The 19,799-nt window shown below is 65.1% G+C and carries 22 protein-coding genes, 2 tRNA genes and 2 pseudogenes; 13 read left to right on the forward strand and 13 right to left on the reverse strand.

Features of this window, described 5'->3' with window-relative positions; all coding sequences use genetic code 11:
* Window positions 1-4: 4 nt before the first annotated feature.
* Together FPZ24_RS06065 and FPZ24_RS06070 are read left to right on the forward strand one after the other, a co-directional pair.
* Window positions 5-412, forward strand: a complete 408-nt coding sequence (locus tag FPZ24_RS06065; RefSeq protein WP_146570186.1) for a hypothetical protein — start codon at window positions 5-7, stop codon at window positions 410-412.
* Window positions 409-1,122, forward strand: coding sequence for a ribonuclease T2 family protein (locus FPZ24_RS06070; RefSeq protein ID WP_146570188.1), 714 nt, complete (start codon window positions 409-411; stop codon window positions 1,120-1,122). The genes FPZ24_RS06065 and FPZ24_RS06070 overlap by 4 nt, the downstream gene beginning before the upstream one ends.
* On the opposite strand, the gene FPZ24_RS06075 is transcribed toward FPZ24_RS06070, so the two are convergent.
* Both FPZ24_RS06075 and FPZ24_RS06080 read right to left on the reverse strand, forming a co-directional pair.
* The gene (locus FPZ24_RS06075) at window positions 1,119-1,541 is read right to left on the reverse strand and encodes a DUF4112 domain-containing protein (protein WP_146570190.1); all 423 of its coding nucleotides are present in this window, start codon (window positions 1,539-1,541) and stop codon (window positions 1,119-1,121) included. The two genes, FPZ24_RS06070 and FPZ24_RS06075, sit on opposite strands and share 4 nt — an antisense overlap.
* A gap of 8 nt (window positions 1,542-1,549) precedes the next feature.
* On the reverse strand, window positions 1,550-3,028 hold the full coding sequence (locus tag FPZ24_RS06080; protein WP_240047639.1) for an ABC transporter substrate-binding protein: 1,479 nt from the start codon (window positions 3,026-3,028) through the stop codon (window positions 1,550-1,552).
* Window positions 3,029-3,105: 77 nt separating this feature from the next.
* Between FPZ24_RS06080 and FPZ24_RS06085 the strand changes: the two genes are divergently transcribed.
* Window positions 3,106-3,191 (forward strand) — tRNA-Leu (locus FPZ24_RS06085).
* A 146-nt stretch (window positions 3,192-3,337) separates the two neighbouring features.
* Here FPZ24_RS06085 and ihfB read toward each other — a convergent pair.
* From ihfB to aroA, 5 genes are all read right to left on the reverse strand, one after another.
* Window positions 3,338-3,616, reverse strand: a complete 279-nt coding sequence (gene ihfB, locus FPZ24_RS06090; protein WP_146570194.1) for an integration host factor subunit beta — start codon at window positions 3,614-3,616, stop codon at window positions 3,338-3,340.
* Between the two features lie 197 nt (window positions 3,617-3,813).
* Window positions 3,814-5,535, reverse strand: a complete 1,722-nt coding sequence (rpsA, locus tag FPZ24_RS06095; RefSeq protein ID WP_146570196.1) for a 30S ribosomal protein S1 — start codon at window positions 5,533-5,535, stop codon at window positions 3,814-3,816.
* Between the two features lie 222 nt (window positions 5,536-5,757).
* Window positions 5,758-6,414, reverse strand: a complete 657-nt coding sequence (locus tag FPZ24_RS06100; RefSeq protein WP_146570199.1) for a (d)CMP kinase — start codon at window positions 6,412-6,414, stop codon at window positions 5,758-5,760.
* A gap of 24 nt (window positions 6,415-6,438) precedes the next feature.
* Window positions 6,439-7,422, reverse strand: a complete 984-nt coding sequence (locus tag FPZ24_RS06105) for a proline iminopeptidase-family hydrolase (protein WP_146570201.1) — start codon at window positions 7,420-7,422, stop codon at window positions 6,439-6,441.
* Entirely contained in the window at window positions 7,419-8,747 is a 1,329-nt protein-coding gene (aroA, locus tag FPZ24_RS06110) for a 3-phosphoshikimate 1-carboxyvinyltransferase (RefSeq protein WP_146570203.1), read from the reverse strand. The genes FPZ24_RS06105 and aroA overlap by 4 nt, the downstream gene beginning before the upstream one ends.
* Window positions 8,748-8,845: 98 nt before the next feature.
* Here aroA and FPZ24_RS06115 point away from each other — a divergent pair, with 98 nt between their 5' ends.
* The 4 genes and pseudogenes from FPZ24_RS06115 (at window position 8,846) to FPZ24_RS17750 (ending at window position 11,510) form a co-directional block, all read left to right on the forward strand.
* A complete protein-coding gene (locus FPZ24_RS06115; protein WP_146570205.1) occupies window positions 8,846-9,160 on the forward strand; it encodes a TIGR02300 family protein in 315 nt (104 codons plus the stop codon).
* Between the two features lie 78 nt (window positions 9,161-9,238).
* Window positions 9,239-9,314 (forward strand) — tRNA-Ala (locus FPZ24_RS06120).
* A 134-nt stretch (window positions 9,315-9,448) separates the two neighbouring features.
* Window positions 9,449-10,486 (forward strand): annotated as a pseudogene (locus FPZ24_RS17745) (alkaline phosphatase D family protein); the annotation flags it as partial.
* Between the two features lie 196 nt (window positions 10,487-10,682).
* A complete protein-coding gene (locus FPZ24_RS17750) occupies window positions 10,683-11,510 on the forward strand; it encodes an alkaline phosphatase D family protein (RefSeq protein ID WP_275669369.1) in 828 nt (275 codons plus the stop codon).
* Between the two features lie 271 nt (window positions 11,511-11,781).
* Here the strand turns inward: FPZ24_RS17750 and FPZ24_RS06130 are convergent, their stop codons facing one another.
* Entirely contained in the window at window positions 11,782-13,071 is a 1,290-nt protein-coding gene (locus FPZ24_RS06130; RefSeq protein ID WP_146570207.1) for an MFS transporter, read from the reverse strand.
* A 139-nt stretch (window positions 13,072-13,210) separates the two neighbouring features.
* Here FPZ24_RS06130 and pgsA point away from each other — a divergent pair, with 139 nt between their 5' ends.
* From pgsA to FPZ24_RS06145, 3 genes are read left to right on the forward strand one after another with little or no spacing between them, the layout of a single operon-like run.
* The gene (gene pgsA / locus FPZ24_RS06135) at window positions 13,211-13,762 is read left to right on the forward strand and encodes a CDP-diacylglycerol--glycerol-3-phosphate 3-phosphatidyltransferase (protein WP_146570209.1); all 552 of its coding nucleotides are present in this window, start codon (window positions 13,211-13,213) and stop codon (window positions 13,760-13,762) included.
* On the forward strand, window positions 13,759-13,998 hold the full coding sequence (moaD, locus tag FPZ24_RS06140) for a molybdopterin converting factor subunit 1 (RefSeq protein ID WP_146570211.1): 240 nt from the start codon (window positions 13,759-13,761) through the stop codon (window positions 13,996-13,998). The genes pgsA and moaD overlap by 4 nt, the downstream gene beginning before the upstream one ends.
* On the forward strand, window positions 13,995-14,432 hold the full coding sequence (locus FPZ24_RS06145) for a molybdenum cofactor biosynthesis protein MoaE (protein ID WP_146570213.1): 438 nt from the start codon (window positions 13,995-13,997) through the stop codon (window positions 14,430-14,432). Before moaD ends, FPZ24_RS06145 begins: the two co-directional genes overlap by 4 nt.
* Here FPZ24_RS06145 and FPZ24_RS06150 read toward each other — a convergent pair.
* Window positions 14,429-15,328, reverse strand: a complete 900-nt coding sequence (locus FPZ24_RS06150; RefSeq protein ID WP_146570215.1) for a hydrogen peroxide-inducible genes activator — start codon at window positions 15,326-15,328, stop codon at window positions 14,429-14,431. The two genes, FPZ24_RS06145 and FPZ24_RS06150, sit on opposite strands and share 4 nt — an antisense overlap.
* A gap of 40 nt (window positions 15,329-15,368) precedes the next feature.
* Window positions 15,369-16,139, reverse strand: a complete 771-nt coding sequence (locus tag FPZ24_RS06155) for a sulfite exporter TauE/SafE family protein (RefSeq protein ID WP_146570217.1) — start codon at window positions 16,137-16,139, stop codon at window positions 15,369-15,371.
* 157 nt (window positions 16,140-16,296) lie between these two features.
* Here FPZ24_RS06155 and epsC point away from each other — a divergent pair.
* The 3 genes and pseudogenes from epsC (at window position 16,297) to FPZ24_RS17070 (ending at window position 17,496) form a co-directional block, all read left to right on the forward strand.
* Window positions 16,297-16,972 (forward strand): annotated as a pseudogene (epsC, locus tag FPZ24_RS06160) (serine O-acetyltransferase EpsC).
* Entirely contained in the window at window positions 16,973-17,320 is a 348-nt protein-coding gene (locus FPZ24_RS06165) for a DUF2794 domain-containing protein (RefSeq protein ID WP_146570221.1), read from the forward strand.
* Between the two features lie 2 nt (window positions 17,321-17,322).
* Window positions 17,323-17,496 (forward strand): hypothetical protein, encoded by a 174-nt coding sequence (locus FPZ24_RS17070; RefSeq protein WP_186729095.1) that lies wholly within the window; start codon window positions 17,323-17,325, stop codon window positions 17,494-17,496.
* Window positions 17,497-17,556: 60 nt separating this feature from the next.
* On the opposite strand, the gene FPZ24_RS06170 is transcribed toward FPZ24_RS17070, so the two are convergent.
* The 3 genes from FPZ24_RS06170 to FPZ24_RS06180 all read right to left on the reverse strand — a co-directional run bounded on the left by FPZ24_RS06170 (window position 17,557) and on the right by FPZ24_RS06180 (window position 19,798).
* The gene (locus FPZ24_RS06170; RefSeq protein ID WP_146570223.1) at window positions 17,557-18,588 is read right to left on the reverse strand and encodes a hypothetical protein; all 1,032 of its coding nucleotides are present in this window, start codon (window positions 18,586-18,588) and stop codon (window positions 17,557-17,559) included.
* 69 nt (window positions 18,589-18,657) lie between these two features.
* Window positions 18,658-18,840, reverse strand: coding sequence for a hypothetical protein (locus FPZ24_RS06175; RefSeq protein ID WP_146570225.1), 183 nt, complete (start codon window positions 18,838-18,840; stop codon window positions 18,658-18,660).
* 58 nt (window positions 18,841-18,898) lie between these two features.
* Window positions 18,899-19,798: an SDR family oxidoreductase gene (locus FPZ24_RS06180; protein WP_146570227.1), complete on the reverse strand. Its 900-nt coding sequence runs from the start codon at window positions 19,796-19,798 to the stop codon at window positions 18,899-18,901.
* Window position 19,799: the final 1 nt, after the last annotated feature.

Genomic DNA, 19,799 nt, shown 5'->3' on the forward strand with positions numbered 1-19,799 from the left:
TGCAATGCGGCCGAAGTCGATCGTCTATTACGAAATCGCTTATCTGGCGTCGGTGCTGTTGGGGATCGCGGTAACCGCGATGACCTGGACCGCGAACAGCCAGACGCAGGAGGTCGAACAGATACGCGCAACATTGGGGCCGTCGTTCCTGCCGATCCTGTATGTGTTCATCTACACGCTGTCGCTGGCGCTGTGGTATTTCACCGCGCGCGTGCCGAACGCCGTCGCCAAGTGGATCGTCGTGGGGTGGTTCGTCCTGTCGGCGATCGGTGTCGGATTGGCGCTCATCGGCGGGAACATGCCGGTCAATCTGTCGGGCGCGCTGGCCCTGGCGGCGTTCGTATTGAACGCGATCGCGGTCTATCTGTTGTTTCGGCCCGACGCGCGGGCCTGGTTTGGGGAAAAAGCATGAAGCAGGTCGCCCGGATTGCCGCTGCGGCGCTGGCGCTGGCGCCCGGTATCGCGAGCGCGCAGGCGCTGGTCTGCACCGCACCCGGCGTGGCGCCGCGTCCGGTGGATGACCTCGCCAGCGCCAGCCAGCCGCAGCGCGTGCTGCCGATCGGCGGCTATACCCTGGCGATCACCTGGTCCCCGCAATTCTGCCGCACCGGCGGATTCACGCCAGCGGCGCGGTTTCAGTGCGGCAGCGGCAATCGCTTCGGCTTCACCCTCCACGGATTGTGGCCCGACGGCGTGGGGAAGGACTGGCCGCAATATTGCACCTCCACCGCCTTGCTGCCGCCCGCAACGATCAAGGGCATGATGTGCGCGACGCCATCGGCGCAATTGCTGCAGCACGAATGGGCGAAGCACGGCACGTGCATGGGCATCACCCCCGTGCAATATTTCGGGAAGTCGAGCGCGTTGTACGCGAAGCTTCGCTACCCCGACATGAATGCCTTGTCGCGCGGCCCGCTGACCGTCGGTCAGTTCACCGCGGCGTTCGCGGCCGCCAATCCGGGCGTACCTGCGACCTCCATCCGCGTCACGGCAGCGCGCGGGTGGCTCGACGAGTTGTGGCTGTGCCTCGACACGAAGCTCAACTACGAGCGGTGCAAGCCCAATACGGGCGGGCTAGCCGCCAATGCCTCGCTCAAGATCTGGCGTGGCAAAAGGCGTTAGCCTTCGATCACCGCGGTCGACGGGTGATGCTTGTCGAGATGCTTCTTGATGATCTTCAGGTTGCGCGTGTTCGAGCGGAAGAAGAAGTCGGGGATGGCGCCGACGAACGGGATCAGGCCGAGCAGGAAGTCGGTGCCGACATTGCCGAACATCCGCGCCATCTGGAGCTTCGACATGCCCAGGTTGCGCGCTTCCCACACCATATAGGCGCCCATCGCCGCACCGACGATGTCGCCGCCCACCGGCAGCACGTCGAGGATGACGTCCAGACCGACCTTCTGCTTGGTGCCGGGGATCCGAAAGAGGCCCTCGAGCACATGCTCGAGCCCTTCGATACGCCGCCGCACCGACGCGGCGTCGGTACCGAGCGGAACGATAGAGCCCAGATTGGGCGGCGACATGCGAGTGGTATTGGCCATTGTTGCACCTAATTGGTGTCGGGTCTCAACCGATTCAACGGGTGCCAGCCCCGCGTGTTCCCTTGCCATTGCTTGAGCCGCAGCGACACCAGCGACCAGCGTAGCGGAGTCGCGATCGGGATGAAGGCGACGTCGGAGGCCATCAGCCCGTCCGCTTCGGCGATATGCTGGCCGCGCGCCGCCATGTCGGGCGCGTCGCGGGCCGCTTCCAGCGCTGCGCGTGCTTCGTCGCTGCAAACCACGCAGGCGGTGGCGAGATACCAGCGCGCGCTGTCGTAGGGGGCCACTGCATCGATCAATCGCAGGTCGGCTTCCGCGTTCATAGCCACCCGTTCGGGCTGCACGCCGATCAGGATCAGCCGCGCGGCGATCTGACCGTAGAGCAACGTCCCCCCGGGACCCGACGGCAAAGCGATGCGAAGGATCGGTGCGGCCTTGCTGGCGGCGCGGTAACGCGCAACCTCTGCCCGTGCCGCCGCGAGCCGCGCGTCCGGCGCCAGCGTCGTCCAGGTGGGAATGGCGGGAGGCACTGCGGAGTCGAGCTTGTCGGGCAGCAACCGCTCGACGGGCTGGCCCCAATCGGTCGTAACTGCGCCGATCAACGCCGCCCGGTCGATCGCCTGCGCGACAGCCGCGCGGCCCGAGGCGCTCGCCAGCAGCCCGTCGCGATTGACGATCGCCAACCCGAACAGACCGGCCGCCGGATCGATCTTGATATTGGTCGGCGAAATTTGCGTGCGGGCGAGCAGGGGATAGTCGTCGACCGTTCCGCCCATGACGTAGTCGGACTGTTTGGCCGCGAACCGGATCAGCGCGCGCGCCGTCGTCTCGCCGATCAGCCGGACGTCCTGTTCGGGCGACGGCTTCTGCACATCGTCGTCGGGCGATCGCACCGGGTCGATGGCGGGGCTTAGCAGGATGCCGGTGCCTGCAGTGTCGGTGACGCGGAACGGCCCGCTGCCGCCGAGCGGGTTGGCGCGCAGGATCGACAATTCGGGCTGCGCGAACAGCTTGAGCAGATCGGGCCGCGCGCGGCTGAGACGTACTTCGATCACCGCGTCGGTCATCACCGCGACATCATCGATCGCGCTCAGGAAGGGCTTGAGCGGGTTGCGCGATCCGGGCGCGATGGCGCGTTTCAGGATCGTGGCGACGTCGGCGGCGGTGACCTTGGCCCCATCGCTCCATTCGGCCTCGCGCAGGCGGAAGATGTAGGTGCGACCGGCGTCGATCACGATCCAGCGCTCGGCAAGCCCCGGTTCGATCTGGCCGGCGGCGTCGAACCGCACCAGCCCCTGTGCCGTCGAATCGAGCACCAAACGCTGCGCCGCGTCGATGCCGCGCTTGTTGACGTCGGCATAGGTCGGGCGGCCGCCGATCGCCGACACCACGACCGGACCCTTGTCGGGGCGCTGCTGACACGCCGCGACGGTGCACAAAGCGAGCAGGGGGAGGAGCCGGCGGCGCGCGATCATCGCGCCCTTCATGCCAGCTTCGGCGCGGTGGTGCCAATGACAAGCTTCGCTTGCGTCGCGCCGTTTAGCTTGTCATTCGATCGGTCAGCGCGGACGTGGCGAAATTGGTAGACGCACGGGACTTAAAATCCCTCGCCCATTGGGTGTGCGGGTTCGAGTCCCGCCGTCCGCACCATTCGATGGATTAAGCGATGTATTGTCGCTGTGTTCCGACCCGGCGAAGCCGGGTCGTCGTCGGTCCTTGGCGTTGCCAAGGCCGGCCGGCTGAACGTCAGTGGATCTTAAGGCTCACTCGCTGCGCTCTGTTCGCCCTAAGCTCTCTCAGACGTTCAGCTTGATCCGCATTTCCTTGCCAGGCTTGAAATACGGCACGCGCTTGGCGTCGACCGCGACCAGTTCGCCGGTGCGGGGATTACGGCCGGTGCGGGCATCGCGGGGGCGAGTCGAAAACGCGCCGAAGCCACGCAACTCGACCCGGCCGTCACCGGCCAAGCGCCGGGAGATTTCGTCGAAGAACGTCGTCACGATCGCTTCGACATCGCGCGCCGCGAGGTCGGGATTCTCGTCCGACAGTTTCTGGATCAATTCCGAGCGGATCATTTTCAGTCAGTCTCCCCACATCGGCCGTCGCGAATATGCGAAGCAGCCGCCTGCAACTGCCGACCCAGCCAAACGGCCACGACGACAACCTTCCCTGAGAACCATCATAAAACGAAAGTGAGCCCTGCAATAGGACTGATTCGACATCGAAATGTCAAAAAATGGGTAGTATCACGTAGATACTACCCATTTTGAGCTTACTTCTTGGTGTCGCGCGCCTTGAGCGCTTCGCCCAGGATGTCGCCGAGCGACGCACCCGAATCGGACGAGCCGTACTGAGCGACCGCCTGCTTCTCTTCGGCGATCTGCATCGCCTTGACCGAGAAGGTGGGCTTCTTCGACCGGTCGAAGCCGGTGACCATCGCGTCGAACTTCTGGCCGACCTGGAAACGCTCCGGACGCTGCTCGTCGCGGTCGCGGCCGAGGTCGGTGCGCTTGATGAAGCCGGTCGCGCCGTCTTCGCCGACCTGAACTTCGAGGCCCGCGTCGCGGACTTCGAGGACGGTGACGGTGACGATGCTGTTCTTGTTCAGCTTGTCGCCGCTGACTGCCGACGCTGCCGACGGGGCGCCCGACGGGCCACCACGCTCGAGCTGCTTCATGCCGAGCGAGATGCGCTCCTTCTCGGCGTCGATGTCGAGCACGATCGCCTTCACCATCTCACCCTTGCGATGCAGGTTGAGCGCGTCCTCGCCCGAAATGCCCCAGGCGATATCGGACATGTGGACCATGCCGTCGACATCGTTGTCGAGGCCGATGAACAGGCCGAATTCGGTCGCGTTCTTGACTTCGCCTTCGACCTCGGTGCCGACCGGATGGGCTGCCGCGAAGGCCTCCCACGGATTGGCCTGGGCCTGCTTGAGACCCAGCGAGATGCGGCGCTTGTCCTCGTCGACCTCGAGCACGACGACATCGACTTCCTGCGAGGTCGAGACGATCTTGCCGGGGTGGACGTTCTTCTTGGTCCAGCTCATTTCGGAGACGTGGACCAGGCCCTCGATGCCCGGCTCGAGCTCGACGAATGCACCATATTCGGTGATGTTCGTGACGCGGCCCGACATCTTCGCGCCGACATGATACTTGGCGGCGGCGCCGTCCCACGGATCGCTCTCGAGCTGCTTCATGCCGAGCGAGATGCGCTGCGTGTCCTTGTTGATACGGATGATCTGAACCTTGACGGTGTCGCCGATGTTCAGGACTTCCGACGGATGGCCGACGCGCTTGTACGACAGGTCGGTGACGTGAAGCAGGCCGTCGATGCCGCCCAGGTCGACGAACGCACCGTAATCGGTGATATTCTTGACGACGCCGTCGATGATCTGGCCCTCGGCCAGCGACAGGATCAGGCCCGAACGCTGTTCAGCGCGGGTCTCCTCGAGGATCGCGCGGCGCGACACGACGATGTTGCCGCGCTTGCGGTCCATCTTGAGGATCTGGAACGGCTGCGGGATGTCCATCAGCGGCTGGACGTCGCGAACCGGACGGATATCGACCTGCGAGCCGGGCAGGAACGCCACGGCGCCGTCGAGGTCGACGGTGAAGCCGCCCTTGACGCGGCCGAAGATGACGCCTTCGACGCGGGCCGACTGCGTGAACTCGGCTTCCAGCTTGTCCCACGCGGCTTCGCGGCGGGCGCGGTCGCGCGACAGCATCGCTTCGCCGTGCACGTTCTCGACGCGGTCGACATAGACTTCGACTTCGTCACCGACCTTCAGATCGGCCTTCTGACCCGGAGCGGCGAATTCGCGCAGCGGCACGCGGCCTTCGGACTTCAGGCCGACGTCGATGACGGCCATGTCGTTTTCGATGCCGGTGACGGTGCCATGCACGACGCGGCCTTCGAAGCCGTCGGCATCACCCAGGGTCTGTTCGAGAAGTTTCGCGAAGTCGTCGCGCGTCGGAGTTGCGGCAGAAGCCATAAATTCGTGTTCCTAATCAATGTTTCCGGCCAACCGGTTGTCTCCGGTGGTCTTGGCCAAAACGCCGCGACGGCCGATTACCGGCACGGCATCCGAACGAACGGGGACACGGAGGAAACCAATGCGCCGAAAAAGCGAAAAGGGCGCGACGGGCATCCCATCGCGCCTGGCCTCCGCGAGAACCTGCTCGCTGGACGGCGCGCACATAGCGCCGAGAGGGCGTTATGGCAAGCTGGCGCCTCGTGCTGCTGCGGCCTTCAGCGCGAGTTGCCGCTCGACCAGTTCGATCGCGCGGATCACCGCGGCCTCGATCGATAGGAAGCTGGTGTCGAGGATGCCCGCATCGGCCGCCATCACCAGCGGCGCGGCATTACGGCCGGTGTCGCGCAAGTCGCGCGCGCGGATGTCGGCCAGCACCTTGTCGAGGCTGATCGTCGAGCCGCGTTCCCTCAATTCGCCATGGCGACGGCGGGCGCGGATCTGGGGCGTCGCCTTTACGAACAATTTCGCGTCGGCGTCGGGGGCGATCACCGTGCCGATATCGCGCCCGTCGAGCACGGCGCCGCCGGGCTGGTTGGCGAACTTGCGCTGGCGCTGGAGCAACGCGGCACGCACCAGCGGATGCTCCGACACGATCGACGCGCGTTGTCCGGCATCGTCGCTGCGCAGCGCCGCATCGTCGAGCATATCGTCCGGAAAGTTGCTGGCGGCGACGGCGTCGGCCTCGATCGTCGGGTCCAGCTCCATCCGGCGCACGTTCTCGGCGACCGCGCGATAGAGCAGGCCGGTGTCGAGATGCGGCAGCCTGTAATGCTTGGCGAGCGCGCGGGCGATGGTGCCCTTGCCGCTGGCGGCCGGGCCGTCGACGGCGATGATCATGCGATTCCCTTCATGCACTCCGATCTAGGCGAGCGCATCCTGCCGCGCCAGCCACGCCCGGATCAATGCGACCGTTTCCTGGGGCCGGTCGGCGAAGATACCGTGCGCGGCGCCAGGAATGGTGGCGAATTCCGCGCCGGAGACGCGTGCGGCAAAACCCGCAAGCGTGGAAGGGCGAGCCTCGTCATACTGGCCGCCGAGGAAGAGTGTGCGCTTGCCGTCGAGCTTGGTCAGCAACGGTTCGCCGTCATATTCCTTTAGCGTGCCGGTCGAGACGAACTCGCTAGCGCCCCACATCGCGTTGTAGATCTTCGGGTTGAACCCGTTAGGGTGAGCGCGGGCATAGGCGATGGACGCCGCGGTCGCAGCTTCGCGGCCGTTGAAGGCGCGATAGAAGGCGCTAGTGCCGGCGTCGCATACCGGTCCGGGCGCGACATCGCATTGCGCAATCTCGGTCTGGACGGCGGCGGGGAGCGATCCGCGCAAGGCATTGGCATCCGCGATCCAGCTTCTGGTCGATACCAATGGGCTTGCCAGGGCCAGTCCGCGTAACGCCACAGGGCGCCGTGCGCCATATTCTAGCGCGAGCGTGCCACCCCAGCTATGTCCGAGCAAGTGCCAGCGATCCACGCCGAGCGCCCGGCGCACCAGTTCCGCCTCGTCGACGAAGCGCGATACGCGCCAGTTCTTGGGGTCGTTGGGGCGATCCGACTGGCCGCTGTCGAGTTGATCGTACAGGATGACCGCGCGCTCGTCGGCGAGAGCCAGCGCGCCCAGGAAATGGCCGTGCGTGCCGCCAGGACCGCCGTGGAGCATGACGATAGGCGACTTGGGTCCGCGAAGGTCGCCGTTGACCCGGACATAGACGCGGCCGCCTTCGACCGCGACCATCTTCTCCAGATCGGGCGGCGCGTAGCCGTCCGGGTCGCGCGCCAGCAGGGAGCGGGGCAGGGCAAGGCTTGCCGCAAATGCCGCGCCGGTAGCAAGGAATAAGCGACGGTCGATCATTTGCCCTGCAACTCCTCAAGCGTCGCGAAGAAGGTCGGGTAACTGGTCGCGACCGGCGCGGCGTCGTCGATCGTGATCGGCGCCTTTGCATGCAGTCCCGCTACCGTCATCGCCATCGCGATGCGATGATCGAGCAACGACGCGATGGTCGCGCCGCCGGGGATGGGATCGCCGCCCGTGCCGGTGACCGCGAGTCCGTCCTCGAACTCCTCCAGCACGACGCCGCACGCGCCGAGCGCGGCGACCATCGCGGCGATGCGGTCCGATTCCTTGACGCGCAATTCGTGCGCGCCCCGCGCCACGCTGCGCCCCTGGGCGAAGGCGGCCGCGACGAACAGCACTGGATATTCGTCGATCATGCTCGGTGCGAGGTCGGGCGGTACGTCGATCGCCGTGAGCGGGGCATGACGTACGATCAGATCGGCAACCGGCTCGCCGCCGACGGTGCGCGGATCGACCTCGGTGATATCCGCGCCCATCATGTGCAGCGCAGTGAACAGGCCTGCGCGCGTCGGGTTCAGGCCGACATTGGCGATCGTCACTTCGCTGCCCGGCACGATCGACGCCGCGACCGCCCAGAACGCCGCCGAGCTGGGATCGCCGGGGACGACGATATCCTGCGGCTTCAATTCGGCCTCACCGGTAATCGAGATGACTCGCCCGCGATTGGTCGGCTCGACCGTCAGCGTCGCGCCGAACCCCGCCAACATGCGTTCGGAGTGATCGCGCGTCGCGACCGGCTCGATCACGCGGGTGATCCCCGGCGTATTGAGCCCCGCTAGCAGCACCGCAGACTTCACCTGCGCCGAAGCCACCGGCAGCGTGTATTCGATCGGCACCGCCGGGTTCATTCCGCGTACCATCATCGGTAAGCGTCCGCCCGGGCTTGCGGTTATATCGGCGCCCATCAGCGACAGCGGCTCGATGACCCGGCCCATCGGACGTTTCGACAGCGAGGCGTCGCCGGTGAACGTCGCGGTGATCGGGTGGCTCGCGATCAACCCTGCCAGCAGCCGCGTCGATGTCCCCGAATTGCCCATCTCGAGCGCCTGGCCCGGCTGCAGCAATCCGCCGACCCCGACGCCCCAGACCCGCCAGATGCCGTCGCCGGACCGCTCGATCGTCACGCCCATCGTGCGCATGGCGGCGGCGGTCGCGAGTACGTCCTCGCCCTCCAACAGTCCTTCGATCCTGCTTTCGCCCACCGCAAGCCCCGACAGCATCAACGATCGATGGCTGATCGACTTGTCGCCCGGCACCGTCACGCGGCCCTTGAGCGCGTCGCTCGCGGAAATCTCGATCGGCTGTGGGGCGGAATGGCTCATCGGCGGGGCTTTGACAGTGCCCTTGCGCTATGGCAAGGCGCCCGCCACTTTAGGGTTCACAACCCGAAATTTGCATAAATCGAAAGGTACACAGCGGCATGGTCAAGCCGGAATGGGGCACGAAGCGTACGTGTCCGAAATGCGCCACGCGTTTCTATGATCTGGGCAAGGAAGACCCGGTGGTGTGCATCGCGTGCAACACCGCGTTCAACCCGGAACCGATCCTGAAGTCGAAGCAGCCGCTGCCGTTCGAGGTGGTCAAGACCGATAAGCCCGAGAAGGACGATTCGGATCTCGAGGGTGAAGAGATCGACATCGCCGAGGACGAAGAGCCGTCCGCGGACGACGAAGTCGACCTTGGCGGGGACGACGATCTGGGCGTCGAAACCGGCGGCGACGACGACGATCATTGATTTTATCGGGCAGGCGGGAAACACCCGCTTGTCAAAGGGGCGCTGCTTCGTTTAGGGGCGGCGCCTTCCCAAGGACGTGGGGCCGTAGCTCAGCTGGGAGAGCGCTGCAATGGCATTGCAGAGGTCAGGGGTTCGATCCCCCTCGGCTCCACCATTTCCACCTTCCGATATCACGCACATTGCAGCGCGCAGAGCAGCCACAGGCGTGTTTTGCTACGTATCGAACGATCCGCTTGACCAAAGGACTGTGTTACGAAACTATCACGCCAGGCAAGGTTGGAGCGTGAGATGGATCGTCGGCAGTTTCTAGCGAGCGCCGGGGCGCTCGGTGTGGTCGGTGTTTGGGCGACACGATCGGCCGCCAAGCTGTCGGCCGTCGCGTGGCGGGAAGATCGCAAACTCTATCCGCAGGGTGTCGCGTCGGGGGATCCGGACGAGCATAGCGTCATTCTGTGGACGCGGCGGCCGTTCGATCAGGGCGAGCGGCACAATTTGACCGTCGAAGTGTCGCTTGATGCCGATTTTCGCCAGGTCGTGGCGCGGGCGAAAGCGCCGGTGCTGGCGGCTGCAGACTGGACGTGCCGCGCGCTCGTCGGCGGCCTCGCGCCGGCGACGAACTATTGGTATCGCTTCACCGACGAGACCGGCGCCGGCAGCCGCGTCGGCCGCACGATCACCGCGCCGCGCGTCACCGATCCGCGCCCGGTCCGCTTCGCCTTCGTCTCCTGCAACAGCGTCAACGAAGGCGCGCAGAACGCCTATCGCCGGATGATCTGGGAGGATGAACGTGCGCCGGCCGACGGCAAGCTCGGTTTCGTCCTCCACCTCGGCGATTTCATCTACGAGGTTTACGAAAAGCCCGCCGAGCTGCCGAAGCGTTATGCGCGCACCGTCTACGATCTCGGCCCCGTCCCCGATGAGCGCAAGGTCAGCAAATATTTCTACGTTCCCACTACCCTTGCCGGCTATCGTCACATCTATCGCGCGCATATCGACGATCCCGACATCCAGGATGCTCGCGCGCATCTCCCGTTCGTGTGCATCGGCGACAATCACGAATTTTCCTGGCAGGGCTGGCAAAGCTTCATCAGATATCCGGGCAGCGCGGCCGAGCCTGCGCAGCCGCTGCGGGTTGCCGCCAATCAGGCGTGGTGGGAATATATCCCCTCGCGCGTGCGCAAGGCATCGGGCGCCGGGCTCGATCAGTTCGGGCCGCCGAAGGTGGCGAAGGCGCCGATCGAAAAGTTCGACGACGACGGTTTCGGGACCGAGCAAAACAACCGCGTGGCCGTCGGCAGCATGACGGCGTATCGGGCGATGCGCTACGGCCGGCACGTCGATCTGATCCTGACCGATCTTCATAGTTACAAGGCGACGGATCCGACCGACCGGCCCGAGGCGGCGGCGCTCGACCTCGGGAGACTATCCGGTCCTCCCGCAGGAGTGGCTGGAGATCGTCGATGGCGGCCGGGACTATGCCGGTGGCAAACCTCCGGAAACCATCAAGCTCGGCGACAAGAGCATCCCCAATTTCCGCAAGGACGAACCCGCTCACACGGTACTCGGTCGCGAACAGAAGGTCTGGCTCAAGGAGCGGCTGACCAAGTCGACCGCGACGTGGAAGATCTGGGGCGTGACCAATGGCACGCTCGATCAGCGGACCGACGTCCAGAACTTGCCCGCCGGGATGGTAAAGGACAAATGGCCGGGCAAGGACTTCGGCAATTTCGCGAATGGCGATTTCAGCAACGCCTTTGCCGAACGCGCCGAAATCTATGACATGATCCGCGACAAGAAGATTTCGGGCTTCGTCACGGTATCGGGCGATCGCCACAGCTTCTGGGCCGGCTATGCAGCGCCGAAGCTGCCGCCGGCCGGCTTCGATCCTGTAGGGTTGAGCTTCATCACCGGCTCGATCTCCGCGCCAGGGATGGGCGAGGCTGTGGAATTCGCCAAGCCATCACCGCAACAACCCCTGTTCGTGCGCAAGGTCGACGGCGCGCCGCCGGAGCATACGGTCAACTTGACGATCAAGCGCGGCGTCCGAGCGGCGCTGGAATACGCGGCGAGCGGCGATATTGCGAAGGCGCGCGCGCTGACCAATCCCGACGTGGCGCCCCACGTCGCGTTCGTCGATATGGCCGGCCACGGCTATACCGTGGTCAGCGCGGGTCCCGACGCCGTCGACTCCGAGTTCGTCTGCATCGAACGTCCGATCAAGCGTGCCACGACGCCCGACGGCGGCCCGCTTCGCTATCGTGTCTCGCATCGCGCGATGATGTGGCGACCGGGCGAGGCACCCAAGCTGGAACAGCGGGTTATGGAGGGCGATCCGAAGCTGTCGATCTGAACGACGGAGCAGTGCCGCGGTCCGTCCCGAAACCGGACGGTGGTTAACCAATCTTAACGATGGTCTGAATCGTAAACGCGGCGTTTACTGTTCGCCATGTCACGCAACTTCGCACGTCGCCCCCGCGGGGCCAGCCACCCCTTCCGTCAGCGAGTCGCCGTGCAGGCCGACGTGGTGCAGCGGCGGAACGACGACAACGACCTGAAGCTCTTCGCGTTGAGCTTCACCGCCTTCTTCATCTGTATCTACACGCTGATCTTCTGATCGCGCGCTAGTCGCAGGCCTTGTGCAGCTTCCACGCTAGCCAAGCCGAAATCGGGCACATCGCCGCGACCAGATAGAGCATGTGGGTCGATCCCACGCCCCAATTGGTCAGCAGCGACACGAACGCCGATCCGACCGCCATCGCCCCCGAATTGACGACGTTGTTCGCCGCGACTGTGCGGGCGGTCTCGTCTTGGTGCACGGTCGTCGTCAGGAAGGCGTAGAGCGGCACGACGAACATCCCGCCGAAGATCGCGATCCCGACCAACGCCGCGATCAGCGGCCACGCCATCGGCTCCGCGATGAACTCCAGCGTCGTATAGAGATGCCCCGCCGCGGCGGGCGTCCATGCCTCGCAAAGCCACGAGAACAGCATCACGAACCCGCCCATGATCATCACGGTGATCGGACCGAACCTGGCCGAGGTATGGCCTTTGAGCAGCGAGTTGATCGCGACCGATCCAATGGCGATCCCGACCGAGAACAGAGCGGTCAGCAAGGTCGCGACATGCTTGTCCGCGGTCAGCACGTTCTTCGCCAGCGGGGTGAAGATGACGATCAGGACGATTCCCATCGTCCAGAAGAAGCTGATCGCGCAGATCGCCAGGAACAGGCGCGGGATGTGCATCGTGCCCGAAATCAGCCGCCACGACGAGGTGAAGGGGTTGTAATTGATCTTGAGCTCCGGCCCCTGACGCGGTGCCGGTGGCACCTGACGCGCGCTCAGCCAGCCGATGCCGGCGACGACCAACGTGCCGATCACCGCATGCTCGACCTTCATGAACCCGGCCAGCACGGTGCCGAGCAGGATTGCGATGTAAGTCGCCGATTCGACCAGGCCGGTGCCGCCCAGCACTTCGTCTTCCTTCAGATGCTGCGGCAGGATCGCGTATTTGATCGGACCGAAGAAGGTCGAGTGCACCCCGAGCGCGAAGATCGTGCCGAGCATCAGCACCATCGCGACGTTCGTATGTCCGGCCTTGGCCAGCAACAGACCGGCGCCGCCGACTAGCATTATCGCGATTTCGGCGGTTTTCACGATGCGAATGATCCGCGTCTTGTCGAACGCGTCCGCAAGCTGTCCGGCCAGTGCCGACAGCAGCACGAATGCGATGATGCTGAGTCCGCTGGCGATCGCGGTGAAGCTCTGCTCGTATTTGGGATCCTGATAGATCTGGTAGACGACCACCAGCACCATCGCTTGCTTGAACAGATTGTCGTTGAAGGCGCCGAGGAACTGCGTGACGAACAGCGGCAGGAAGCGGCGCTCCTTCAACAGGCCGAGCGCGTTGATCATGAAAGGTGTATTGTCTCGATAGTCCACATAGAGCGCGGCTCTTAGCCCAGGCGCCGCGTTGCCGACAATCGCTCATTCGTTCGTGCGGTATGCCGGACGGCACTTTGCGAGACGGCGCGACGGAGCTAGGAACACGGGAATGTGGACGCTTCCCAACATCCTGACGCTGTCGCGGATCGTCGGCGTCCCCGTGCTGATCGCGTGTTTGTGGTGGCCGGGGTGGCATGCCGGCTATGCGGTCGGGTTCGTATTCTATGCGTTGATCGCGGTGACCGACTATCTCGACGGGTATCTGGCGCGGGCGCAGGGGACGGTGTCGAAGCTTGGCGTGTTCCTCGATCCGATCGCCGACAAGATCATGGTCGCTGCCGTGCTGATGATGCTGGTCGCGCGCGCCGATATCGGCGGATGGCACGTGATCGCGGCGATGATCATCCTGCTGCGGGAGATCATGGTGTCGGGCCTGCGCGAGTTTCTCGGCGGGATTCAGGTGTCGGTGCCGGTGTCGCAACTCGCCAAGTGGAAGACGACGCTGCAACTCGTCGCGCTCGGCGCGCTGATCCTGGCGGGCGCGTTGCCCGCGTTTCCGTGGGTGCACACGGTCGGACTGGTCTCGCTCTGGGGCGCGGCGATCCTGACGTGCATCACCGGATGGGACTATCTGCGCTTCGGCTTGAAGCACATGGATTGATGCTGGACGTGCTGTACTTCGCCTGGGTCCGCGAGGGCGTGGGGAAGGGGCAGGAGCGCGTCGATCCGCCCGCCGAAGTGAAGACGGTGGCCGACCTGATCGACTGGCTGGGGCATAAAGTGCTTAGCGACAAGACCAGGCTGCGCGCGGCGATCGACCAGCAGTTCGTGCCGCTCGACACGCCGTTGGCAGGCGCGCACGAAGTGGCGATCTTTCCCCCGGTGACTGGCGGATGATCCGCGTCGTCGTCAGTAAGATGCCGCTCGACGTCGCGGCGGAGACCGCCGCGCTGCACGGGCTGGGCGGCGGCGCGGTGGCGACGTTTACGGGGCTGGTGCGCGGCGACGACGGCGTCGGCGAACTGCTGCTCGAACATTATCCCGGCGCGACGAAAGCGGCGCTCGAAAAGCTGGCGGCCGAAGCGGTGGCGCGGTGGGAGCTTGCGGGTGCGATCGTCATCCACCGCGTCGGTGCGATGAAGCCGGGCGAGCCGATCGTTTTCGTCGCCGCCTGCGCCGCCCACCGCGCGCCGGCGTTGGAGGCGTGCGGCTTCCTGATCGATCGCCTCAAGACCGATGCGCCTTTCTGGAAACGCGAGACACGTGGCGAAGAGGCGACGTGGCTCGGGGAGCGTGCCGGCGACCATGAGGCAGCGGAGCGCTGGCGTTAGGCCGACGCCGCCAGCACTTCTGCCAACAGCTTGAAGTCGCGTTCGCGTGGACTCGCGCGACGCCAGACCAACGCGACCGTGCGGATGGCATGGTCCGACGCTAGCGGCCGCGCCGACACTTTGGTGTGGTCCAGGATGCCCGCCTCGACCGCCATCTCCGGCAGCATCGTCACGCCTAGACCATTGTCGACCATCTGCACGATCGTGTGCAGCGACGTGCCCAGCATCATCGCCTGCGCGCCGAGTTCGGGGCGGTTGCACGCCGCCAGCGCGTGATCCTTCAGGCAATGGCCGTCTTCGAGCAGCAGCAGCCGCGTCTCGTCGATGTCCGCGGCGTGGATCGTCGGTGGCGGGTCGGGCAGATCGGCTTGCGGAAAGGCGACGAACAGGCGGTCGTCGAACAGGGGCTGCGCCGCCACCTCGCCGCACGCATAGGGCAGCGCGAGCAGCACGCAATCGGTGCGGCCGTTTTGCAGCCCCTCGCACGCAACTCCCGTCGTCTCCTCGCGCAGGAACAGCTTGAGGTCTGGATAGTCTCGGCGGAGCGCGGGCAGGATGCGCGGGAGCATGAACGGCGCGATCGTCGGGATGACGCTCATCCGCATTTCGCCCGACAGCGGTCGCCCGGCGGCGCGGGCCATGTCGCCGAGCTCCTCCGCCTCGCGGATCACGCGCCGCGCCTTGTCGACGATGCGGTCGCCGAGCGGCGTGAAACGGACGACACGGCGTGTGCGCTCGACCAGCGTCACCCCGATCAGCGTCTCCAGCTCGCGGATCCCCGCGGACAGCGTCGATTGCGTGACGAAACACGCCTCCGCCGCGCGGCCGAAATGGCCGTGGTCCTTGAGCGCCACGAGGTAGTGGAGCTGTTTGAGAGTCGGGAGGTAGGTGGTCATGTGATCGACTTAGCCGATCACGGCGCGATGATTAAGCGAGCTATTTGCTCAGGGCCTGCCAGATCGAAAACGCGCTGGTCAGCGTCAACAGCACGCCGACCATCGCCATCAACGGCCGCGCCGGGACGCGCTTGGCCAGAACGCCGCCGAGCGGGGCGGCGAGCAGACCGCCGATCAGCACACCGAGCGTCTGCAAGGTGAACGCGGCGAACCCCAGGCTGGCGATGAACGTCGCAGAGATCGTCGTCGTCAGGAAGAACTCGCTGGTGTTGACCGTGCCGATCGTCTCGCGCGGGGCCGAACCCTGGACCAGCAAATTGCTCGTCACCACCGGCCCCCAACCGCCACCGCCCGCCGCGTCGAGGAACCCGCCGGCCAGCCCGAGCGGCTCAATTATCTTGGGCGTCCGGGGCTCCACTCGTCCGCGCCACGCGCGATACAGCAGATACAGGCCGATCGCGGCGAGATAGGCCATCACGAACGGCTTGGCGTGCGCGGCATCGACGTTTGCCAACACATAGGCGCCCAGCGCGCCGCCTATCATGCCGGGGATCACCAGCCGCCGGAACATCCGCCAATCGACGTTCTTGTGCAGCACATGGCTGACCCCCGATGCAGCGGTCGTAAAGGTCTCGACCGCATGCACGCTAGCCGAGGCGAGGGCCGGCGGCATCCCCATGACGCTGACCAGCAATGTCGAATTGATCAGCCCGAACGCCATGCCGAGCGCGCCATCGACCAATTGCGCGGCGAAACCGATCGCGATGAACGGCAGGATCGCTTCGATGCTGGCGGCCGACAGGTCGAACATCGACGCGAATTCTCCCTCGTTTCGCCGGGCAGTCTGGCGGCCGCCCTTAAATCCCACAACAAAGATAGGCTTTGCGCGTTCCAAGGCGAGAACGGCGGACGCTGGAAATCACGACTGCAAAGGCCTAAATACCAGAAAAGCTAAGGGGACCGGCCGCATGTCTGGCCTGACGACGTATCTCGATTCTGATCCGCGCCCGCGATCCGGCGCCGCGCTCGCGCATAGAAGTATTGCTGTATCCGGGCGTGTGGGCGCTGGGCTACCATCGCGTCGCGAACCGTCTGTACCGTGCACGGCTGTTCTTTCTCGCGCGCTGGGTGAATCACGTCTCGCGTTTCTTTACCGCGATCGACATCCATCCGGGTGCGACGATCGGGAAGAACTTCTTCATCGACCATGGCTTCACGGTCATCGGCGAGACCGCGACGATCGGCGACAACGTTACGATCTATCAGTGCGTTACGCTGGGCGGCACCAATCCCGCTGACGGCGTCGCCGGCAAGCGACATCCGACGATCGAGGACAATGTCATCATCGGTTCTGGCGCGCAGGTGCTGGGGCCGATCACTGTCGCGACCGGCGCGAGGATCGGCGCGAATGCTGTGGTGACCAAGGACGTGCCGGAGGGCGCGGTGATGGTCGGTATCCCCGCGCGCGCGACAATGGTCGAAGGGCGCGGCGAAAAGCCGTTCCTGGCATACGGTACGCCGTGCAGCGAACAGTTCGACCCGCAGACGCAGAAGCTCGAACTGATGCGCTGCGAAATCGAGACGTTGCGCAAGCGCCTCGACGAACTGCTCGCCGAGCAAGAGGATATGCGCGACCGCGCGTAGATGGGGACGGTAACGCCATTCCCGTTGCCCGCGGGTCGTCAGCCAAGCCAGATAGGCTTCGATCGCGTCGAATTGACGCGCATCCTCGATCTTTACGGCCGAATGGTCGCGGCCGGGCATTGGCGCGACTATGCGATCGAATTCACGCGTGATGCGGCGGTCTTCGCCGCATTCCGTCGCACCGCCGAGCGGCCCGAGGTGCGGATCGAGAAGCGGCCCGAGCTACGCAACAAGCAGGGCATGTGGGCGCTGGTCAACGAACAGGGCGCGATCCTGAAGCGCGGCCATGAACTCGGCCCGGTGCTCGCGCCCGTCGAGCGGCGCCTGATGAAGCTGATCGAGGACTAAGCGTGATCGGCGAAGTCGTCGTGGAGGCGATCGGGTATGTCGTCATGGACGTCTGGCTCGCGATTTCCAAAGCGGTCTACGATCGGTTCGGATGTTTGGCCGCGATCGTGGTGGGATTGACGCCGATCGCGTTGCTCGCGCTGGTGATCTGGCTGGTCGTCGTGCTGGTGAGCTAAAAAAGCCCGGCAGTCCGAAGACCGCCGGGCGAGGGAATCGCTCGTGACCAAGCGAATGGATTAGGCCGTGGCGGCCTGTGCCGGGGGCAGGCGGTTCGCCAGCCCGCCGCCCAGCATGCCGACCACCGACCGCCGCATCGGCTGCCAGAAGGCCGACAGGGTCAGCAGTGCGGAGCCGATGACCAAGGCGGTGAACGCCATGGACAGTTCGACCGCGCCGGCCTGATGGAATAGGGTCGACAGCGCGTAGAGCACGTAGGCCAGGCTCGATACGAGCAGAGCGCGGCGGTCGATCGCCAGCGCAATGATCGCGAACACGACGTACAGCGCCATCACGATCACGGCCTGAACCGCGCCGATATCGCCTTCGAACACGCCGAGCATGTGGAACACGGGGTGCGCGATCATCGGCGCGGCGGCGAGGTGGAGCCAGAACGCGACATCGCTACGGCGCGTCTTGCGCTCGCGATCAGACCCGTCCCACCACATCGCCAGCGCGAACGTCGCGAGGCCGCCTACCAAGACGAGCGGGAAAATCGCCTGCTCGTTCGCATGCGTGGCCGCAAAGAACAGCCCGATCAGCACGCCGACGCACGCCGCAGCACCGACCGCGACGGTGATCGGCACCATGAAGCGCCGCCAGTGCAGCCACGCCGCGCCGCCGGTGACGAGCGCGATGCCCGATCCGACCAACGCATTGGTGCGGTCGGACCAGTCGGGATTGATATCGACCAGCGCGCCGATCATCGTCGCGGCGACCCCGCCGACGAACGCCAGCAACAGGATGATGCTGGGCAGCGCCATGCGGCGCACGCGCGTGAAATACTCGGCCAGCCCCCAGGCTGCGACCGCGACGGCGGCGCCCGCCAGCGCGTGGTTGAACCAGTCGCCGAGCTGCGCCAGCGCGGCGAGCAGCAGCGCGATGGCGATGCCGACGAAAATGTCGTTGAACCCGGTCAGCAACCGGAAGCTTTCCTCGTCCACCGCGGGCGTCGCGCGCGCTGTGGCGATGTGCTGGCGGAAAGCGTCGGCGGTGGTCGAGGATATGATCCCCGCCGCCACCGCGCCCTCCAGATCGCTCTCGCTATACATGGCAGTTTCTCCTCTCGGAACACCGCCATAGCATAGGTGAGTTAGTGTATCAATACACCAAGGCTGTCGTCAGTTCTTGATGGGTGTATCGATCTTCACATTCGCGTCGATCGTTTTGGTGTTGCCCATCAGATTCTGGCCGAACACGAGGAACAGCACGACGGCGATCGCGATGATGGCGATCGCCAGCAGCGCGATCGCGCCGCCACCGCCGCCGGTCTTGATCACAGTGGTCTTGCCTTCGTCGGACATGGTACGCCTCCTAATTTACTTGCGGGGGCGCAACGATCATCGGCGGGGCGGGTTCCCCTCAGCTGCCTTGCAGCTTCTTCATGATCGAGATCGACTGCTCGCTGCCCGATGCAGGGACGATTTCGCCGGTGCGATCGGTGATTTCCGCCCAATGTGCCGCGACACCCTCTGGCGACAGTTCGTCACCGGTCAGCAGCTTGCCTGCGGTGAGTGTGACGAACGCCGCCTGGAAGACGCCGGCACCCGCGCCGACGATCGCGTTCGACGGTGCATCCTCGCTGACGAGATAGAGCGCGGCCGGCGCGACCTTGTCTGGCGAGAACGCCTTGAACGCTTCTTCCGGGAACAGGTCCTCGGTCATTCGGGTACCGGCGGTCGGCGCGATCGTGTTGACCTTGATGTTGTACTTGGCGCCCTCGAGATACAGCGTCTTGGTCAGCCCGGCGAGGCCGAGCTTGGCGGCGCCGTAATTGGCCTGGCCGAAATTGCCGAACAGGCCGGTGGACGACGCGGTCATCAGGATGCGGCCATAGGCCTGCTCGCGCATCAATTCCCACACCGCCTTGGTGCAGTTCGCCGACCCGTTGAGGTGGACATCGACGACGAACTTGAAATCCTCCGGCTCCATCTTCGCGAAGCTCTTGTCGCGCAGCACGCCGGCGTTGTTGATCAGGATATGGACGCCGCCCCAGGTTTCCTTGGCCTTGGCGACCATCTCGACCATTTGCTGGTAGTCGGTGACGCTGCCGCCGTTGGACATCGCTTTGCCGCCGGCAGCTTTGATTTCCTCGACGACTTTGAGCGCTGCGTCGGAATGTCCGGTGCCGTCTCGGCTGCCGCCCAGGTCGTTGACGACGACCTTCGCGCCGCGTTTCGCCAGCGCCAGGGCATATTCGCGGCCGAGGCCGCCGCCGGCGCCGGTGACGATCGCTACCTTGTCATCGAAACGGATGGTCATT

It is taken from the genome of Sphingomonas panacisoli (assembly GCF_007859635.1).
GTDB classification, from domain to species: Bacteria; Pseudomonadota; Alphaproteobacteria; order Sphingomonadales; family Sphingomonadaceae; genus Sphingomonas; species Sphingomonas panacisoli.

What these genes read in the sequence shown, in the direction of transcription:
- FPZ24_RS06065 (WP_146570186.1), top strand. Translation starts at nt 5, where the DNA reads ATGCGGCCGAAGTCGATCGTCTATTACGAAATCGCTTATCTGGCGTCG.
- FPZ24_RS06070 (WP_146570188.1), top strand. Translation starts at nt 409, where the DNA reads ATGAAGCAGGTCGCCCGGATTGCCGCTGCGGCGCTGGCGCTGGCGCCC.
- FPZ24_RS06075 (WP_146570190.1), bottom strand. Translation starts at nt 1,541, where the DNA reads ATGGCCAATACCACTCGCATGTCGCCGCCCAATCTGGGCTCTATCGTT.
- FPZ24_RS06080 (WP_240047639.1), bottom strand. Translation starts at nt 3,028, where the DNA reads ATGAAGGGCGCGATGATCGCGCGCCGCCGGCTCCTCCCCCTGCTCGCT.
- ihfB (WP_146570194.1), bottom strand. Translation starts at nt 3,616, where the DNA reads ATGATCCGCTCGGAATTGATCCAGAAACTGTCGGACGAGAATCCCGAC.
- rpsA (WP_146570196.1), bottom strand. Translation starts at nt 5,535, where the DNA reads ATGGCTTCTGCCGCAACTCCGACGCGCGACGACTTCGCGAAACTTCTC.
- FPZ24_RS06100 (WP_146570199.1), bottom strand. Translation starts at nt 6,414, where the DNA reads ATGATCATCGCCGTCGACGGCCCGGCCGCCAGCGGCAAGGGCACCATC.
- FPZ24_RS06105 (WP_146570201.1), bottom strand. Translation starts at nt 7,422, where the DNA reads ATGATCGACCGTCGCTTATTCCTTGCTACCGGCGCGGCATTTGCGGCA.
- aroA (WP_146570203.1), bottom strand. Translation starts at nt 8,747, where the DNA reads ATGAGCCATTCCGCCCCACAGCCGATCGAGATTTCCGCGAGCGACGCG.
- FPZ24_RS06115 (WP_146570205.1), top strand. Translation starts at nt 8,846, where the DNA reads ATGGTCAAGCCGGAATGGGGCACGAAGCGTACGTGTCCGAAATGCGCC.
- FPZ24_RS06130 (WP_146570207.1), bottom strand. Translation starts at nt 13,071, where the DNA reads ATGATCAACGCGCTCGGCCTGTTGAAGGAGCGCCGCTTCCTGCCGCTG.
- pgsA (WP_146570209.1), top strand. Translation starts at nt 13,211, where the DNA reads ATGTGGACGCTTCCCAACATCCTGACGCTGTCGCGGATCGTCGGCGTC.
- FPZ24_RS06145 (WP_146570213.1), top strand. Translation starts at nt 13,995, where the DNA reads ATGATCCGCGTCGTCGTCAGTAAGATGCCGCTCGACGTCGCGGCGGAG.
- FPZ24_RS06150 (WP_146570215.1), bottom strand. Translation starts at nt 15,328, where the DNA reads ATGACCACCTACCTCCCGACTCTCAAACAGCTCCACTACCTCGTGGCG.
- FPZ24_RS06155 (WP_146570217.1), bottom strand. Translation starts at nt 16,139, where the DNA reads ATGTTCGACCTGTCGGCCGCCAGCATCGAAGCGATCCTGCCGTTCATC.
- FPZ24_RS06165 (WP_146570221.1), top strand. Translation starts at nt 16,973, where the DNA reads ATGGGGACGGTAACGCCATTCCCGTTGCCCGCGGGTCGTCAGCCAAGC.
- FPZ24_RS06170 (WP_146570223.1), bottom strand. Translation starts at nt 18,588, where the DNA reads ATGTATAGCGAGAGCGATCTGGAGGGCGCGGTGGCGGCGGGGATCATA.
- FPZ24_RS06175 (WP_146570225.1), bottom strand. Translation starts at nt 18,840, where the DNA reads ATGTCCGACGAAGGCAAGACCACTGTGATCAAGACCGGCGGCGGTGGC.
- FPZ24_RS06180 (WP_146570227.1), bottom strand. Translation starts at nt 19,798, where the DNA reads ATGACCATCCGTTTCGATGACAAGGTAGCGATCGTCACCGGCGCCGGC.